Annotated in this window: 17 protein-coding genes, 1 tRNA gene and 1 pseudogene; 8 read left to right on the top strand and 11 right to left on the bottom strand. The window is 46.0% G+C overall.

Annotated features, from left to right (window positions below; genetic code table 11):
• Positions 1 to 37 precede the first annotated feature (37 nt).
• From QZW82_RS10750 to QZW82_RS10725, 6 genes are all read right to left on the bottom strand, one after another.
• Positions 38 to 1,111 (bottom strand): glucose-1-phosphate thymidylyltransferase, encoded by a 1,074-nt coding sequence (locus tag QZW82_RS10750; RefSeq protein ID WP_293147840.1) that lies wholly within the window; start codon positions 1,109 to 1,111, stop codon positions 38 to 40.
• A complete protein-coding gene (locus QZW82_RS10745; RefSeq protein ID WP_293147838.1) occupies positions 1,108 to 1,350 on the bottom strand; it encodes a hypothetical protein in 243 nt (80 codons plus the stop codon). Before QZW82_RS10745 ends, QZW82_RS10750 begins: the two co-directional genes overlap by 4 nt.
• Positions 1,351 to 1,750: 400 nt before the next feature.
• Positions 1,751 to 2,461: a M15 family metallopeptidase gene (locus QZW82_RS10740; protein ID WP_293147836.1), complete on the bottom strand. Its 711-nt coding sequence runs from the start codon at positions 2,459 to 2,461 to the stop codon at positions 1,751 to 1,753.
• 24 nt (positions 2,462 to 2,485) lie between these two features.
• Complete coding sequence (locus QZW82_RS10735; RefSeq protein ID WP_293147834.1) at positions 2,486 to 2,743, bottom strand: DUF433 domain-containing protein; 258 nt, start codon at positions 2,741 to 2,743, stop codon at positions 2,486 to 2,488.
• 128 nt (positions 2,744 to 2,871) lie between these two features.
• The gene (locus tag QZW82_RS10730) at positions 2,872 to 3,534 is read right to left on the bottom strand and encodes a class I SAM-dependent methyltransferase (protein WP_293147832.1); all 663 of its coding nucleotides are present in this window, start codon (positions 3,532 to 3,534) and stop codon (positions 2,872 to 2,874) included.
• Positions 3,535 to 3,654: 120 nt separating this feature from the next.
• Positions 3,655 to 3,963: a hypothetical protein gene (locus QZW82_RS10725; RefSeq protein ID WP_293147830.1), complete on the bottom strand. Its 309-nt coding sequence runs from the start codon at positions 3,961 to 3,963 to the stop codon at positions 3,655 to 3,657.
• 448 nt (positions 3,964 to 4,411) lie between these two features.
• Here QZW82_RS10725 and QZW82_RS10720 point away from each other — a divergent pair, with 448 nt between their 5' ends.
• On the top strand, positions 4,412 to 4,882 hold the full coding sequence (locus QZW82_RS10720; RefSeq protein ID WP_293147828.1) for a MarR family transcriptional regulator: 471 nt from the start codon (positions 4,412 to 4,414) through the stop codon (positions 4,880 to 4,882).
• A gap of 178 nt (positions 4,883 to 5,060) precedes the next feature.
• Entirely contained in the window at positions 5,061 to 6,740 is a 1,680-nt protein-coding gene (locus QZW82_RS10715; RefSeq protein ID WP_293147826.1) for an HlyD family efflux transporter periplasmic adaptor subunit, read from the top strand.
• 168 nt (positions 6,741 to 6,908) lie between these two features.
• Here QZW82_RS10715 and QZW82_RS10710 read toward each other — a convergent pair whose 3' ends face one another.
• Positions 6,909 to 7,331, bottom strand: a complete 423-nt coding sequence (locus tag QZW82_RS10710; protein WP_293147824.1) for a YiiD C-terminal domain-containing protein — start codon at positions 7,329 to 7,331, stop codon at positions 6,909 to 6,911.
• Positions 7,332 to 7,872: 541 nt separating this feature from the next.
• On the opposite strand from QZW82_RS10710, the gene QZW82_RS10705 reads away from it, so the two are divergent.
• The 3 genes from QZW82_RS10705 to QZW82_RS10695 all read left to right on the top strand — a co-directional run bounded on the left by QZW82_RS10705 (position 7,873) and on the right by QZW82_RS10695 (position 9,856).
• Positions 7,873 to 7,998, top strand: a complete 126-nt coding sequence (locus tag QZW82_RS10705) for a hypothetical protein (protein WP_293147822.1) — start codon at positions 7,873 to 7,875, stop codon at positions 7,996 to 7,998.
• Positions 7,999 to 8,045: 47 nt separating this feature from the next.
• On the top strand, positions 8,046 to 8,831 hold the full coding sequence (xth, locus tag QZW82_RS10700) for an exodeoxyribonuclease III (protein ID WP_293147821.1): 786 nt from the start codon (positions 8,046 to 8,048) through the stop codon (positions 8,829 to 8,831).
• 149 nt (positions 8,832 to 8,980) lie between these two features.
• Positions 8,981 to 9,856: an SDR family oxidoreductase gene (locus QZW82_RS10695; protein ID WP_293147819.1), complete on the top strand. Its 876-nt coding sequence runs from the start codon at positions 8,981 to 8,983 to the stop codon at positions 9,854 to 9,856.
• 110 nt (positions 9,857 to 9,966) lie between these two features.
• On the opposite strand, the gene QZW82_RS10690 is transcribed toward QZW82_RS10695, so the two are convergent.
• A tRNA-Pro gene (locus tag QZW82_RS10690) sits at positions 9,967 to 10,040 on the bottom strand.
• Between the two features lie 96 nt (positions 10,041 to 10,136).
• Here QZW82_RS10690 and lipA point away from each other — a divergent pair.
• From lipA to QZW82_RS10675, 3 genes and pseudogenes are all read left to right on the top strand, one after another.
• Positions 10,137 to 11,009, top strand: a pseudogene (lipA, locus tag QZW82_RS10685) (lipoyl synthase); the annotation flags it as partial.
• A 1,030-nt stretch (positions 11,010 to 12,039) separates the two neighbouring features.
• Entirely contained in the window at positions 12,040 to 13,308 is a 1,269-nt protein-coding gene (gene sigC, locus QZW82_RS10680) for an RNA polymerase sigma factor SigC (RefSeq protein ID WP_293147817.1), read from the top strand.
• 455 nt (positions 13,309 to 13,763) lie between these two features.
• Positions 13,764 to 14,291, top strand: coding sequence for a transcriptional repressor (locus QZW82_RS10675; protein WP_293147815.1), 528 nt, complete (start codon positions 13,764 to 13,766; stop codon positions 14,289 to 14,291).
• A 179-nt stretch (positions 14,292 to 14,470) separates the two neighbouring features.
• Here QZW82_RS10675 and QZW82_RS10670 read toward each other — a convergent pair whose 3' ends face one another.
• From QZW82_RS10670 to QZW82_RS10660, 3 genes are all read right to left on the bottom strand, one after another.
• Positions 14,471 to 16,051, bottom strand: coding sequence for a peptidoglycan-binding protein (locus QZW82_RS10670; protein ID WP_293147812.1), 1,581 nt, complete (start codon positions 16,049 to 16,051; stop codon positions 14,471 to 14,473).
• 392 nt (positions 16,052 to 16,443) lie between these two features.
• A complete protein-coding gene (locus QZW82_RS10665; protein WP_194010918.1) occupies positions 16,444 to 16,620 on the bottom strand; it encodes a hypothetical protein in 177 nt (58 codons plus the stop codon).
• A gap of 484 nt (positions 16,621 to 17,104) precedes the next feature.
• A complete protein-coding gene (locus QZW82_RS10660; protein ID WP_293147809.1) occupies positions 17,105 to 17,581 on the bottom strand; it encodes an SH3 domain-containing protein in 477 nt (158 codons plus the stop codon).
• Positions 17,582 to 17,590: the final 9 nt, after the last annotated feature.

Genomic DNA, 17,590 nt, shown 5'->3' with positions numbered 1-17,590 from the left:
GGTAAATTGCCCCTACGAGAATAGTGCAAATCCCAAGTTAGACTAACTCGATTTGACTGTCATCACCAATCATAAACCGCAACGCTTTAGGGCGCGGCGGCGCATTTGTGAGTTGAGCTCGCTGCCCGATCACGCTGTCAACAATTCGCTGGTGAATGCCAACAATTTTCGCCCCTTGCAATATTACACTGTGTTCGATATCAGCATCAACCATCGTCACGCGATCGGCAATACTGCTGTAAGGCCCAATAAAGCAATTTTCAATGCGGCAATTTTCCCCAATTACCACAGGCCCGCGAACTGTAGAATTAATAATTTCACTGCCTTCGCCTATTTGCACTCGCCCAATAATTTGACTTTTGGCATCTACTTTTAATTCAGTTGAAGCTACGATACAGCTATCTAAAATGATTTGGTTTGCACTCAGCAAATCATCTTTTTTCCCGGTATCCAACCACCAACCATCTAAATTGCAGGCTTCTACGTGTTTTTCTTGATTGATTAGCTGTTGGATAGCATCAGTAATTTCGAGTTCCCCGCGGGCAGATGGTTGAATTTGATCGATCGCCTCGTGAATAGTAGGAGCAAAAAAGTAAATCCCCACCAGTGCTAAATTAGACGGCGGAACTATGGGTTTTTCTACTAACTGTAAAACTCGCCCGTTCTCATCAACCTTTGCTACACCGAAAGCACTGGGATTGGGAACTGGGCGCAGCAAAATTAGAGCGTCTAGTTTTTGCTTATTAAAATTCTCTAAAAACGGATCTAGCTGACTCTGAATTAAGTTATCTCCTAAATACATAATAAATGGAGAATCACCCAAAAATGGTCTAGCAATTTTTACTGCATGAGCGAGTCCCGCCGGCTCTGATTGTAAGATATAAGTAATTTTTGCACCGAAGCGAGAGCCATCTCCTGTTTTCGCCTTCACCTCTTCCCCGGTTTCGGGACTAATAATAATCCCGATATCCGTAATCCCAGCCGCCACAATGCCTTCAATTCCGTACCACAGTATCGGCTTATTTGCCACAGGAACCAACTGCTTAGCACCCGTATAGGTTAGGGGACGCAAGCGTGTTCCTTTGCCGCCAGAGAGGATGAGTGCTTTCATTGGGTGAAATCTAAGTTATCCTTTAGGGTTTGCGGTGCTGGCTTGATTTGCCTGCACTTATTCGCTCTCGTTAATTTTAAAGCACGGCTACCCCGCTGGCAATAGCCGATCAAAAAGAAGGAAGAGTTGACAGTTGACAGTTGACAGCACACCAGTTGACAGTTGACAGTTGACAGTTGACAGTTGACAGAAGTAATCAAAGCAGGGGTTTCAGCAATTAAGAACGTTTTTAATATCAATACTTCGGACAGTTTTAGATATAATTGAGTATCTCAAACCTTTGATGGCTATAGGGATGAGTATTTTTTCAATCTTTAAGTAAGCGTCCTGAGTTTTAAAAAAACCATTAAAAATGCCAGGGCTTACGCTGTAACGCTTACAGAGTCGTCAAAAAACTGTCCGAAGTATTGTAATATAGCGGTTCTCAAAAAGTGAGGTATGCCCTATGCCCTATGCCCTATGCCCTATGCCCTATGCCCTATGCCCTATGTCCTATGCCCTATGCCCTATGCCCTATGCCCTATGCCCTATGCCCATGATTACCTGATATGAGATGTCGAAACGCTATATCTTGTCGGTTCCAATCCAACAAATGATTTCTAGCGATCGAGCATTCAGTCATCTAAAATCTAAAATGGTTTAATAGTGGCCGTATCGGGCGATAACTTGATTACCACTATTCTTGTTATTTGTCAACCACGCCCACATCTGATCGCCCACAGAAAAATGCCACCACTCGTTAGGGTGTTGCTGAAAACCAGCAACTATCATCGCATCTTTCAATATTTGCCTGTGCAGGTGGTATTGCTGTTCTTGCGCGTCTTTGCTATTACCAAAATAATCGGGATAAGAACGTTCCGATATTTCATCAATCGGAGAACCCATATCAATTTGTCCATTATTTTCATCGACTAAAGTTATATCCAAAGCTGCGCCTGTACTGTGAGGGGGAGGCGTAGCGCGATCGAGGCTCGGCACAGCCCAAAATTGATATACGTGTTCTATAATAACTTGGCGTTGGTCTTCGGAAACCGGAAATTCGCAGCCTTGAGCTACGGCAATTTGATTGAAAGTATAATCTACCATAAATTGCTGAACTTCCACGGGTCGATAGGCATCAAATATTAGAATTTTCAAATTTTGATGATTTTGCTGTAGATGCGTTTTAGCTGCTACCAGATTATCTACAACTCCTTGCCGCAAATAGTAAGGTGAATCTACTTTACTGTTGTGATAGGGAGCACCCAACTTTTGATAAGGGTGCGGAATTTCAAAAGCAAAATGTTCGGGTGGAATTGGGACTAAAGGCTCACCACATTCGTCAATTTCTATTTGCTGATATGGCTTCATATCAAGGTTTTACCTACTTGATGATTACTGTACAAAGGTTTGTAGTGAGGACTTCAGTCCTAAAATATTTATGAGGACTAAAGTCCTCACTACAAACACTATAGCAGCATAAATATCTTCATCTTCTAAATCGTCACAATCATCTATAATTTCTTTAGCATTCATACCTGAACAGAGTAATTCAAGAATCAACTCTACTGGATATCTGAGACCGCGAATACAGGGTTTTCCGTGACAGATATTTGGATCGAGTGTGATGCGTTGCAAAAGTTGGTTGTCCATGTTTGAGGAGCCACTGTTAAATATATTCTAAGATAAAGATCGTAACTCTAGCTCGGTTTGTAGTAAAGACTTTAGTCCTCAAAAAAATCAGCGGACTAAAGTCCTCACTACGAACATTTAAAAAAATCCTAACTTTGGCGGTAAGCAACTACTGCATAAAATGGATCGCCGCCTCCCATCCCCAGCATTTGCATAAAACTCGGCAAGCTAGACTGTTTAGCAATTACTTCCGGCTTGCTAAATCCGGGTATGTTCGCTCCTTGGACAGAATCAAAGTAACCCTGGACTAATTTTACCCGATCGCCCTCCGAACCTTCCCGCCAAGCCGCAATTGCCTTCTGATAAAACATCCGGTTGGAAAAACTGATAATTGCGACGCCCCCCGGCTTCAAAATCCGGTGAATTTCGGTGAAAATCGCATCCGCGTATTGCAAATATTGTACCGAAACGCAGTTGACAACCGCGTCAAACTCTGCATCCGGCAGCGGCAATTTAGGATTTGCGTTCAAATTCTGCACGAAATAATGATTCAGTCTGGGATTTTTTGCCAACTCCTCTTCATTCATGCCGTGCCCTTCGACATGAGCAAATTCCATTTCCTCGGGCAAGTGAGACACCCAACTGCTCATCATATCGAAAATCCGAGTATTCGGTTTCAGCCGTTCCCGATACAAATCGGTTAGTTGCTGAATGAATCCCTCGTCTACGTGCGTCACAAACCGGGGATAGGAATAGAACAGATTGTCGTCTGTATCGTCTAACTTGGTGCGCTGATTTTCTTGGAGTGGCATAACGTGCGATGTGCGATCGTAACTTTACTCTTCTTATTTTACTAATAATTAAGAAATGTAAACAGATTCCCCAGGATAAACTTTCCAGCACTCGCCTGCTCCTGTTTTAAATCATTATCTTCAGAGTTTACTCAGTATTTTTATTATGCAAGACTCTGCTTCATTCAGCTTGTCACCACACATTCCGGCTCGTTTATACGTTGATTCAAGACCAAGAATAGCTGAATGAGCGGCTTCAAAATAAGGCAGTATCTGGCTCTTCATAGACGGATCGATCGACTCATCTTTTTTTAAATTATCACACAGGCGAGACACGGCCCATTTGGCATCACTCATCATTGTTGTTTCGTAGGCTTCTTCCACCTCGGATTGGGCGTTCTTTAATTGCTGAATGATTTGATGCATTTTTTTTCTTTGCTCTTCGCACATCACATTCATCACTCCTTGAGAGACTAAATTATAGCGGTTATCAGAAAGATTCGCGGACGTTGTTGGGATGCGAGCCCTCTGAGTTTACTGGTTTTGCAAACTGTCTGTTATACCTCATCTTTTTGAGAAAGGCTATATATAGGAATAGAACAAATTATTATCGTCGGTATTATTTAACTTGGTGTACTGATTTCCTGGGAATACAATAAAGTGCGATCGCAACTTTGAGCTTCCTATTTTAGGAATAATTAAGAAATCCAAACAAGTTTGACGAAAATTTAGCTGTTTTTTGCGATCGAGCGTGGGCGATCGCCCTCATTATACTGACTTACTTGCTGCCGACTCTATCTCAAATCTCAAATCCGATGACCGAAAACCCTGCGATCGCCCCTTGACAGCTCCCAAATAACATCCTACACTGATAGTAAGAACGCTAAGTAATAAACAGATGGTTACTACATCGACAGTCGATCGCAAATATCTAGCTAGGTGGCACGACGTTCTCGCCCCCCACAGCCTGGGCTACCGCATCAAACTGCTAGGGCAGCTAGGGACTCGCAGGTTGCAAGAGATACTCGAACCATTTGGGCTGACACCATTTCACTGGTTGGTACTGTGCTGCTTGTGGCAAGAAGACGGGTTGCCAACTTCCAGTATTGGCGACAAACTGCAACAGGTAGGCGGTACACTGACAGGCGTGCTCGATCGCATGGAAGAAAGAGGTTTAGTCCGCCGGGAGAGAGACACGCGCGATCGCCGCATTTGGCGCATTTGGCTGACAGACTCGGGTACGCAACTGCAAGAGGTTTTGCCCCCGCTGGTAGCAGATATCAGAGAGAAGTCAATGACTGGAATTTCAAAGGCCGATCGAGAACTCTTCTCCCAATTGATCGATCGGGCGATCGTCAATCTTTCCTAAACCGCCAACAAATAGCTCTTTCGACTGAAGCGCAGCAGCATCTACCTCAACTACATTACAAATAACCGAAAAATACTACGCACCTTCTTTGATAACACTAAAACAAGCAGTCTTACTAAATAAAAACTACGCACCCTAAACAAACGACATCTTACTAAAGTATCAGGAGTCAAATACCATGAAAGGCACAAACGAAATCAACCCAGCAGAATTCAACGGTAACGGTAAAGGCAAAGCAGTAGCTGTCTTAGAAAAGCCGATCGACGACACCATAGCAAAAAGCCTACCAGTAATCCCCGCCCCAGAGACAGAAATCAGTGCCCCCGCCGATGTCAAAACAGGCACAGAAACAGAACTGCAAGCACCCCTACCGCCTGCAACCCCGAAGAAAAAGTCCAAGAAACCGCTGATTTTTGCAGCGTTGGGCATCGGGGCGATCGCAGCAGGCAGCTTTGGCTACAATTATTGGCAATACGCCTCCATCCACCAAGAAACCGAAAACGCCACAGTAGCCGGACACATCCACCAAGTCAGCAGCCGCATCAACGGTACTGTCGGCGAAGTCTTAGTAGAAGACAACCAACAAGTAAAACCCGGCCAACTGCTGATTAAACTTGACCCCCGCGACTACCAAGTTAAACTGCAACAATCCCAAGCAGCCCTAGAAAACGCCCGCCGCCAAGCCGAAGCAGCCCAAGCGAACATTTCCCTAGCCTCTCAAACCAGCCAAGGTAAAACAGCCCAAGCTCAAGGAGATATCGGCACCGCCAACGCTGGCATTTCCACCGCCCAAGCAGCAATTAGAGAAGCCCAACAAGGCGTACCCGCCGCCGAAGCCGCTGTCGCCCAAGCGGAAGCTGGCGTCCCCGCAGCACAAGCGAAAGTCGCCCAAGCTGAAGCCGGAATTCCCCAAGCTGAAGCTAAAGTGACGGAAGCCGAAGCCGGAATTGCCGCAGCGCAAGCTCAGTTAGTGCAAGCGCAAGCTAATCTCGTGAAAACGCAAGCAGATTATAGACGGTACGAAAGCTTGCAGCAAGAAGGTGCGATCGCCCGCCAGCAACTAGACGCAGCGAGAGCAGCCTACGAAGTCGCCCAAGGCCAAACCACCGCAGCCCAACAAGGAATTGCCCAAGCTAGAGCGCGGTTAGCCCAAGCCAAGGAAGGCGTAACCGCAGCCCAAGCAGCAGTAGCCCAAGCTCAAGAAGGAGTAAAACAAGCTGAAGCTCAAGTCGCGCAAGCCAAAGTCGGCATCGCCAGCGCCCAAGCTAAAGTCGCTGTAGCCCAAGAAGGTATCAGCACCGCTGAAGCCAAACTGGCTGCATCGAAGGGCGGATTGCAACAGGCTCAAGCTACGGGCGAGCAAACTAAGGTCAGTCGATCGCAGTATGATGCTGCTAAGGCTGCGATCGCCCAATCGGAAGCTGCGGTGAAAGACGCTCAACTGCAACTTTCCTACACGAATATCACCGCACCCGCCGCCGGACAAATCGGGCGCAAATCGGTTGAAGTGGGGCAGCGGGTGCAGTCGGGAACTCCGTTAATGGCGATCGTCAGCAACGATTTATGGGTAATTGCCAACTTCAAAGAAACGCAACTGGCAAACATGAAACCAGGCCAAAAAGTAGAAATCAAATTAGATGCTTTTGGTAGCCGTAAATTTGAAGGGCGTCTCGATAGTTTCTCCCCTGCTTCTGGCGCTCAATTCTCCCTATTGCCTCCCGACAATGCAACGGGAAACTTCACCAAAGTAGTGCAGCGGATTCCATTGAAAGTTGTCTTTGATGCCGACAGCATTAAAGGTTATGAATCGCGGATTGCACCGGGGATGTCTGCTACTGTCAACGTTGAATTGAAATGAGAGAATTTTAGAAGTCGGGGATTTGATTTTTTCGGGCTTTGGCGCCTAGCACCATAAATCCTCGACTTTTTTGTGGGAGTTGGAAGATTTTGAAAAGTCAGGAATTTGATTATTTGCGGTTAATGGCGATCGACCTTATAATATCATTTTGTAAAGTTAAGCTCCCTATTACTTTAGTTTCTGAACAAACCATTCAATAGAAGCACTCATTGTCACAATATTTTCAGAGTCCACGATGTCAACACTAATAGATAACATTGCTCTACTTCTTGCTTCTAGAGCATTTATAAACCGCTGAAAATCGTCATCGGAAACTTGAGCTTTTCCATAGATCTCTCCTGTCGCTGGTTTCTTATATTTAACTTCAACTCTTCTCACCACTGGAACGTAGTCAGATAAATTTCCCTTGAAACGACTTAATAAATATTCTCCACTGCAAGCTTCAGCCAGAGCGAACTGAGCACTCGCATGAACAGTACCCAGGTGATTTTGGTAATTGGGAGAATTGCTCAGTTTAAGCAGAACTTCACTGGAGTGACTCGCTTTCTCAATGCCAATAAAACTGTTGAACGGTACTTCAATAATCTCCAAAACTCACCTCTGTAAATAAATTTGATAATTTGAGATAAATCAGCAAAACGCTCATCTTTATCGACGCGCGCAATCAAAAATCCACTCGATCGATTAGCAAGAGCTAAACTCACACTTGTGGTATAACTTCATTACAGTACCATGAAACTACCAAATTCGCGCTGACTCCGCCTTAGCTGCGGGGATGTGATGTTTTCGGTTAAGGGCGATCGAGCGAGCGATAGATAGATGACTACTCTAGCTGGCAATCTCTTGTTTCATATGTAGAAAAAAATTAAAGAATTTGGAGAAAATTATGTAATTAATTTTGCTTTACTCCTTAACTCTTTCTGACTCTCACGATTAACCAGTTGAAAGACATTCTTAATATCTCGATCGCCTTGAATCATAATTGCTGTCACAACCCTAAATAAAAAAATTGGATCAAACAACAATTTATTGCTTTAATTTGTTGGTGGATCGCAGGGTGTTAAATTTCATTTCTACGAAGACTCTATATCCTTCAGTTTGCGCTACGGTACTGTATCAGCCAAATCGCCAAATGTCAACTTTGACTCAATTATTCGATCGCACATCCGAACTCACCACCCTCAAACTGTACTATACTATAGAGCGTCGCGGTTGCGACCATCACTCACGAGCATCCCGATCGCACTCCGATGAGTAAATGTAAAATCTAAAATCTAAAATCGACTAATCTATTACTTACTATAAATGAAAATTGCCACCTGGAACGTCAACTCAATTCGCACCCGCCTCGAACACGTTACTAACTGGTTGCAAACCAACCAAATCGACGTTCTCTGCTTGCAAGAAACCAAAGTTACAGACAAAGACTTTCCCCTGCAACCATTTGTAGACATCGGCTACAACTGCTACATCTCCGGTCAAAAATCCTACAACGGCGTCGCTATTTTTAGTCGATCGCCCCTGTCACAAGTCAGCGCCGGATTTTCCCCCATTCTCGGCACCGAAACCACAGGTATCTTTGACGAACAAAAGCGCCTCATAGCCGGGGTTATAGACGATATTTGCATTATTTCCGTATACGTTCCCAACGGTTCCGAGATTGGTTCCGAGAAGTATCAATACAAACTGCATTGGCTCAAACTGCTGCAAGAATACCTGAAAATAGCACTAGACAAATCGCCCAACCTGTGCATTTGTGGCGACTTCAATATCGTACCGGACGATCGAGATATATACAATCCCAAAGCTGCTGCAAACTCCGTTGGCCTATCAATACCCGAACGCCAAGCATTAACAGAAATCACCGAATTAGGATTAAGCGACCCCTTTCGCAAATTCACCTCAGAAGGCGGACATTATAGTTGGTGGGACTATCGCGCCGCCGCATTTCCCCGCAACAACGGCTGGAGAATCGACCACCATTATCTCAGCCCTCCCCTCTACGAAAAAGCCAAAAACTGTACAATAGATATTGCTCCCAGAAAATTAGTCAAACCCAGCGATCACACCCCCGTAATTGTCGAAATTTGAATTATCAGTTATAAATTTAATAACAACTCACATCGGGCATAATTCTCAATAAACTCCTCAGTCCTCTTTCAGAAGACTTAAGCTATGAGGCAGGGGTTTAAACCCCTGCCGGACTGCAATATCTCAATAAAAACCAACAACCAAAAATCATGTTCTTAGTAACTGGAGCAACAGGCCCACTAGGCCGCCGAATTGTACGAGAAATCAGACAGCAAGACAAACCTGTCCGCGCATTTGTTCGCCTCGCATCTCGCTACTCAGAACTAGAAAACCGAGGCGCCCAAATCTTTATCGGCGACTTGAAACAAGACAAAGATATTAAAAAAGCTTGCCAAGGAGTGCAGTACATCATCAGCAGCCACGGCACCGGCGGCGACGTTCAAGCAGTACACTACCGCGCTAACATAGAACTGATCGACTGCGCCAAAGAAGCGGGAGTGCAGCACTTTGTCTTTCTTTCGGTACTGGGAGTCGATCGCGGATACGAAGATTCAGCAGTATTCAAAGCCAAGCGAGAAGTCGAAAAATACCTGCAAAACAGCGGATTAAATTATACCATTTTACGGCCAGCCGGTTTCGCTTCGAGTTTGCTGCCGCTAGCAGAAAGATTTCGAGAAACCGGGCTTTACCTGCTGATTGGCGACGGCAAAAACCGCACCTCTGTTGTCAGTACCGACGACTTAGCAAAGATTGCAGCAGACTCGCCAACAGTCGAAGGCGCGCGCAACCAAATTTTATCAGTCGGCGGCCCCGATGTGCTGACCAGAGACGACATTGCCCGGATTTTCGGACGCTTGTTCAATCGCGAACCCGTGGTAATCAATCCGCCGTTGATGGTATTTGACGGCTTGCGAAATGCCTTGGGTTTGTTAAATCCTCAGGCTCAAAAAGGCTTGGGAACTTTGCGGGTATTGCTGGGTAACGAGTTTTTCTGCACTCCCGAAGAAGTGCAAAAATTGGAGTTAATCTACGGCATCAGAATGGAATCCCTAGAAAGCTTTTTGCGTCGCAATTTGAGCGTTTAAAAAACTCGTTCGCAGTTGCGCTTGTTTCTCATTACCAGGCAGAGCCTGGTAATGAATATCCAGAGGCTCTGCCTCGAAATTGCTGCGGAATATCCGATTTACTTTAACAATCGGGATGACAGGATTTGAACCTGCGACCCCCTCGTCCCGAACGAGGTGCGCTACCAAGCTGCGCTACATCCCGAAATTAGTCAATAGATTTTTTATAATATCACATTTAAGTCAAAAGTTAGCAACCTCCTAGTATAATGTTTTGTAAAACACTACTCAGGCGGAGGCAGGCGTGACAGTTAAGCCCCAGTGGTTGCGAGTAAAAGCCCCCCAATGGGAGCGCGTCGGCAACGTCAAAGAAATTTTGCGGGATTTATCCCTGAATACGGTTTGCGAAGAGGCTTCGTGTCCGAACATCGGCGAATGCTTCAACGCAGGTACTGCTACATTTTTGATTATGGGGCCGGCTTGTACCCGCGCCTGCCCTTACTGCGATATCGATTTTGAGAAAAAGCCCCAAGCTTTAGATCCGACGGAACCCCAAAGATTGGCGCAGGCGGTGCAGCGGCTCAAACTCAATCATGTTGTGATTACTTCTGTTAACCGCGATGATTTGCCGGATGGGGGCGCGTCTCAGTTTGTCGAGTGCATTCAAGCTGTACGATCGACAATGCCGGATACAACTATAGAAGTTTTGATTCCCGACTTGTGCGGCAACTGGCAAGCTTTAGAAATTATTCTCGCAGCCGGGCCCGAGGTACTCAACCACAATACCGAAACCGTAAAGCGACTTTACCGCAAGGTGCGGCCGCAAGGAAAGTACGATCGCAGCCTGGAACTATTGCAACGCAGCCGCGAACTCGCACCTGGGGTTTACACCAAATCCGGCATCATGGTGGGACTGGGGGAAACAGATGCCGAAATTCGCGAGGCGATGCAGGACTTGCGGGCAGTTGGCTGCGATATTTTGACCCTGGGACAGTACCTGCAACCGACTCAAAAGCACTTGAACGTTGAAAATTTTGTGCCGCCGGAACAGTTTGATGCTTGGAGAGAGTTTGGCGAATCTTTGGGATTCTTGCAAATTGTCGCTTCTCCCTTAACTCGCAGTTCCTATCATGCCGAACAGGTGAGGGAATTGATGAAACTTTACCCGCGCTAGTAATTTTAATTGGAGTGCACTGACGCGAGAGAGAATGATTGTCACTCAAAGTCGATCGGGTAACAGCATTGGTGACAATTTAAGCGAGGGAAGTATTTGTCCCTCAGCAATTATACTTAAAATTTGCTCAAATTTTGGGTGAAAAACTGAGATTTAGGCGATCGTCTTCGAGGGCTTCGCCAACATTCGGAGGGCCATATTTATGCCCACTTACCCCCGCTAATTTTTCAATACTCTCAAAAGCAGTTTTTTAAGTAATCTTACTGATTGACAAGTGCAAGGCCAGTTTTAACTTTTCAACAATCCGGTAACAGCGATGAAAAACCTACGCTTTCTGTGCCAGCGGGAGTTCAAAAGACCCGGTTTTTGATGCTGCTCATATTGGGTGAGGTTAAAAGGGAAGCCCCAGCCAACACCAAAAAAGTTATAGATCGATCGCCATATCCAACTCCCAACCTACGCCAAATACATCAAGAAACCGGGTTTTTTCCTCTAATTCCTGGGTTTAAATGCAGAATTTTTGTCAGGAAACCCGGTTTTCCCCTTAACCGCCAACTCGATAAGGGAGACTCTAAAAACAATGAATCTCATATGGTGCAAGGAATTAAGCTTCCTGTGAGCTGTGGGATATTTAATCAAGAACGCAGGATTATATAAAGTTTTATTAAAAAAATCCCTATTTTTCCGAAGTGATCGGGAACCAGGTTATTAGTGATGAAGATTAACTTAACTTCTGACGAAGGTCACTTGTTTATAGCCAGTCTCTATCTATACTAGCTATATAAACAAAGAAGTACAACGCACTTTTCGGGCCTTCAAACTGTTACATCAGAAAGTTCTTAGCGTTTTCCCGAATCTTGGTAAAACAAGTGGGGCAGCAAAAGTTCGATCTCGACCACAGCACAAAAGTCAGAAAAGTTAGTAAAGAAACAAACAGCGGTGATGCTTCGTCTTAACAAAGTGGGCATCATAATTATAAATAACCGCTAAGCGTAGCATCTTTTCACCCGGAGCCATTGAGAAAATCACTATGCCAGCCACCTCTTTTTACGCTCAAGCTGAATTCGACGAACAACTGCGAGTCAATCCCTTGCAAGATGTAGATGTGTTGGATGAAGATGCTGAAGAAGCTGGAGACGAACCCATCGACCAAGACTCAGCAGAGACTGAAGATGCAGACACAGCATCCAAATTGCAAAAAAACGCTAGCCGCCGCACTACAGATTTAGTGCGTCTGTACTTACAGGAAATCGGTCGGGTGCGTCTCTTGGGTAGAGACGAAGAAGTCTCCGAAGCTCAAAAAGTTCAGCGCTACATCAAATTGCTGGAATTGCGGAATACCGTCGCCTCCCAGGAAGAAGGGCTGATTCAAAGCTTCGTGCATTTAATAGAAGTGCGCGATCGCCTGTCTGCACAATTGGGACACAAACCTTCCCTGGAACGCTGGGCATTAACCGCCGGCATCAGTGACGTGCCAGAACTCAAGCGAATTATGTCCGAAGGCAAGCGCCAGTGGGCAGAGTTGGCAGAGATGACGGTGGAGGCGATCGAAAGAATTCAAGCTGAAGGCATCGAAGCTAAAGACCACATGATTAAGGCGAATTTGCGCCTGGTGGTTTCGGTGGCGAAAAAATATCAAAATCGCGGTTTAGAATTGCTCGATTTAATACAAGAAGGTACTCTCGGACTGGAACGAGCTGTCGAAAAGTTCGACCCGACACGGGGCTATCGGTTTAGCACATACGCTTACTGGTGGATTCGCCAGGGAATCACGCGGGCTATAGCGACTCAAAGCCGCACCATCCGCCTCCCCGTCCACATCACCGAAAAACTTAACAAAATCAAGAAAGCCCAGCGCAAAATTTCTCAAGAAAAAGGTCGCACAGCTACGATCGAAGATATCGGCGTCGAATTGGACATGACTGCCGCTCAAGTTCGGGAAGTATTGCTGCGAGTTCCTCGCTCTGTTTCTCTGGAAACTAAAGTGGGCAACGAAAAAGATACAGAGTTGGGCGACTTACTCGAAACAGACAGCATCTCGCCAGAAGAAATGCTGATGCGAGAAGCTCTGCACCGCGATTTGCAACAATTGTTGGCAGATTTGACTAGCCGCGAACGAGATGTAATTCTGATGCGCTTTGGTTTGGGCGACGGACACCCCTACTCCTTGGCAGAAATCGGTCGCGCTCTCGACTTGTCCCGCGAGCGAGTCCGCCAAATTGAAGCCAAAGCTTTGCAAAAACTCCGCCAACCCAAGCGTCGCAACCGCGTGCGCGACTATCTGGAGTCTCTAACTTAAGTTAGCTGGTGTGCATTTACTGCCCAATAGGGTTTAGAGCCTCGTCCTTCTTATAGGACGGCTTTCATAATTGGCTATGTATTGTTGGTACCCGAGCGCTAAAAATCCGGTCTCAATTCTATAATGGCAAAACAATCCTATAGGTTGAGGCATCAAACTAGGATGCTCGGCAATATCAGACAAGGAATGCTTGCTTTGTCTGTTTAAATCCAGAATCCCCATTCTTCAAGGTTCGGGAGTAGGTCAATGTATTGGTAATGTCCGTTTCTGGATCTAGGTAGAAGGCAGAAGACAGAAAGCATAAAACAGAAGTAATGATTGTTACTTCTACACGATTTCTCTGTCCTCTGTCTAAATTTTTATCCCCAGCTTTTTTCAATAAGCTCCGATATTTGCAAAATATCTCGCTCGTTATGTATTATTGTCAATAGGCAGACTTTCTTGAGAGGGTCACTATGGCACTTTACACCGCGTCCTCATTCAAATCCGAACTCAATGACAAAGGCTGGCGGATGACTCCCCAACGGGAAACCATCTTGCACGTGTTTCAGAACCTCCCCAAAGGCAACCACCTGAGTGCGGAGGATTTGTACACTTTGTTAAAAAATCGTGGCGAAAACATTAGCTTGTCCACTATTTACCGAACTTTAAAGTTAATGGCAAGGATGAGCTTGCTCCGCGAACTCGAACTAGCCGAAGGTCACAAACACTATGAAATAAACCAGCCTTACCCGCACCACCACCACCATCTAGTCTGCGTTCAGTGCAACAGAACGATCGAATTTAACAACGATTCGATTTTGAAAATTGGCATGAAACAAGCTGAAAAGTCTGGGTTGCACCTGCTAGACTGCCAGTTAACGATTCATACGGTGTGCCATGAAGCTTTGCGGATGGGATGGCCGTCTTTGGTTTCTAGCAATTGGTCTTGTCCGAGGTCGATCGCCCAGAATGGCAACAGTGCTCCTGATGCAATCGAGTGATAATACACTATTTTGGCATTTCAAGTACGGTTTGTTACAATTTTTAGCAAAACATCTTCGGCGCAAGTGCGATCGCACTTGCGCCGAAACCGAGTTTCTGGGGGACAATAGATCCAGATCGGGAATGAGTCAGGAACCAGAAACCAGATTTATTTGATGTCGCATCCGCAACTTGGGTGCTAAAAAGTTTGGCTCAACAAATCATCGCTGCTCACCCCGTAACTGCGCACAGATCGATCGAGAGCGTCTTTCGTCGGAGCATCAAAAACTCCGGTAATTGAGCCTGTATAAAAGCCGAGGCCTTGCAATCGTGTTTGTAATTGGTGAATGCTCGATCGAGAATTGACACTGCTAATCGGCACAGCAGGAACAGTAACTCGCCCAGCTAACCCGTTTTGGATTGCGGCCAAAGTTGCCGGAGTGGCAATACCCGTAGCCGGGGACAAATTGCGCTCGCGTTGAAAGGACAGCACCGCCCACTCAGTCTCGGCTCCAAATACTCCATTCACCGGGCCAGGGTTTTTCCCCAGACTTCTGAGCGCAGACTGAAGCTGTCGGACACCAGGCCCAGTATCCCCCCGCCGCAGACCCGTTGCAACGGGCTGCTGCGGCTTTGCAGCCTGCCTGTTGGCTTGTCTCAAAGCCGATCGAGTGCTGCGATCTACTGTGCCAGTCCCGGACAGCCCGCTATCTCTCTGAAATCGGATCAAAGCTTCTTGAGTTGGTCGATCGAACCAACCGTGAATCTGGCTCCTGTAATAACCCAATTGTTGCAGCCGCCGTTGCAACAATTCTACTTCTCGACCTGTGTCGCCCAAATCCAGAAAATCTCCAGCATTATTACTCTGCTCGTCATTTTCTCCTGGATATACAGTAATTTGAGCTTCCCTCATCTGGGCATCTATCGCCTTCAAAGTAGCAGTGTCAGCGCAGCCGTCAGAAACCAGATTGAAATCTTGCTGAAAACGAGTCACAGCGTAGAGAGTGCGTTCGCGAAACTTGCCGTCAATCCCGCCCTCAAAATAGCCTAAAGCTTTTAACTGCCGCTGGATCAAGTCTACCGTCGCCCCTCTGTCGCCGAACCGCAGCCCCTTGCAACCGCCATTTTCCGAAATATCAGGAGGAGTAACGGGGGGAGTTGGCCTGGTGGAAGCAAACAGCAAGGCTAAAGTTTGCCTGTCAGCAACTCCAGTCACCCGCAGTCGATTAATCCGCTGGAAGTATCTCACCGCATTGAGAGTAATTTCGCGAAAACTCCCTGTGGGATGCGTGTTGAAGTAGCCTAGCTCTTTCAACCTGCGCTGGAGAGCGGTAACATCTGCACCCGAGTCTCCATAACGCAGCTCGTTATAGCTATAGTTTGTATAAGTAGTTTTAAAAGATCGATCGTCCTCGTCTAAACTGTTGAGCACTATCACCGTAGATCGATCGGGTTTACCAGTCAGCGACAGTTGATAGTCTCGTTGAAAGTTAGTCAGAGCTTGTTTTGTTACCGGGCCTAGCTGACCGGTAGAAGATCTGGAAAAATAGCCAAGATCCCGCAATCTGTCTTGAACAGAGCGCAAATTGGGATTTCCTGGATCTATTTGAGCAAAAGCCGAACCGGCTGCACTCAAAACCGACAGCATCAAAGCCAGAGACAGCAAACGGACATAAGTCTGAGTCGATAGGTTTTGCCACTTGGGCGTATCAAAAATTTTCGACTCTTGTGCGGGTGCTTCGCAAACAAGAGCAAGTTCGAGGTAGGCGAGAGATTCCATAAATTTTTAGTGTGAAATTGTGGCTGTGATGTACGAGCAAACTCAAGCTGAGCTTTGGGTTGCTCAGGATCTATCAAGACTAAGTTTTACCTGTTTGCGCGAAGCACCCGTGTTAAAAAAAAATGCCTTCAAAAATAATTACAGGTAACAACCACGATAGCATCGCTGTTTCGAGAGACGCGAGTGTCAGGAAAATAGTTTGCAGCCACATCTTAGCCTTGCTGAGGGAAAAATGACCAGTTTTTGGCTATTATTGGCTAAAAATGAAATTTTGTATTAGAAAAATATTAGTTGTTGACGATCGACTAAAAATCCCCACCCTTGCTAGTTGCCAACAGGATGGGGATTTAATTTGTTAACTATTAATTATTCTCTACAAAGTTGAAATTAACTTAAATTAAACCGAACCGATCGCAAATCAAAGCTACTCCGGCTGCAAAAACAGTAATTGCTAACGCTACCAGAGGGTTTTGCCCTCTGCTGACTGCAAAAGAAGTGACCACTCCAGCTCCTAAAGCCGCAGTTACAGCAGCAGTCGCCAAATCTCGATCGGGACGTTTGTCGTACATATTTTTTATGGTTGATAGCTGTTAAGCTGAAAACTTAGATCTTGTGATCTAAGCTACCATTCTTGCCTCTACTGCGGTGACAAAAGCCTACGATTTGCAACTAAGCTTAAAATTTTGCTAAGTTTCTTAACATAACTCTCAGTTGAGAGTTGACAGTTGACAGTTGACAGTTGACAGTTGACCTGTCGTAGGGGTGGTACACCGCCGTGCGGGCCCTCTTGGTTGACCGCTGACAGCGAACTCTATCTGGAAGTCCGAGGATTGGAGTAATGAATAGTCTGCTTTTGATTTTTTCCGAAAAAGCTTGGGGGTTTAAACCAAATCTTTATGCTAAATAAATTTAATTTGACTTTTCAAAAAGAATGTGATATGTAGGATGGGTTGAGCGGAGATAAAGATTAGACTTATTGCATACGATCTGCGATCGGGCAACCGCAGAGCAACACAGGCCAACGCGGATAATTTCTAGACACCAGCCTTTGTGCTATTCGCCCTCAACTTTTTCAGTATTGCCGCCCTTCACCCAACCTTCGCGATTGCCATCCTCAACTCGAATTCGCTGCCACTCTTTGTCTGGTGAATCTTCCAAAACCACAACTTTTTCCTTGTAACCTACACCGCCAATTCGGTTCGAGTCTCGGTTGCCACTATCCCGGAGAATTAAGCCGATCGGCTGAGTCACCAGAGCTCGGTAAGCTCCCGGTTCCAGGGGTTTCTCAGACGCGGCATCGCCAGACGCAGCATCGCTAGACGTAGAAACTGGGCTGGCCTTGGCTGTTGACTTCGCCCCAGCACCGGCAATCTGTGCTGCTGTTTTGTCGTTGGGAAAAACAGGCCTGTCGGGCACAGTAGTTAGCTTAGCGGCAAAGTAAAGTGCAGCCGCCACGCTAGCGCCTGCCATCAGCACGATCGCTAGCAGAAAACCCACTAAAAACTTGAAAACGCTATATACACTGTTCATATGAAGGAA

The sequence above is a fragment of the Microcoleus sp. bin48.metabat.b7b8b9.023 genome (assembly GCF_013299185.1).
Classification (GTDB): domain Bacteria; phylum Cyanobacteriota; class Cyanobacteriia; order Cyanobacteriales; family Microcoleaceae; genus Microcoleus.
Note: the sequence above shows the minus strand (reverse complement) of the source record. Positions and strands in the feature narration are given on the sequence as shown.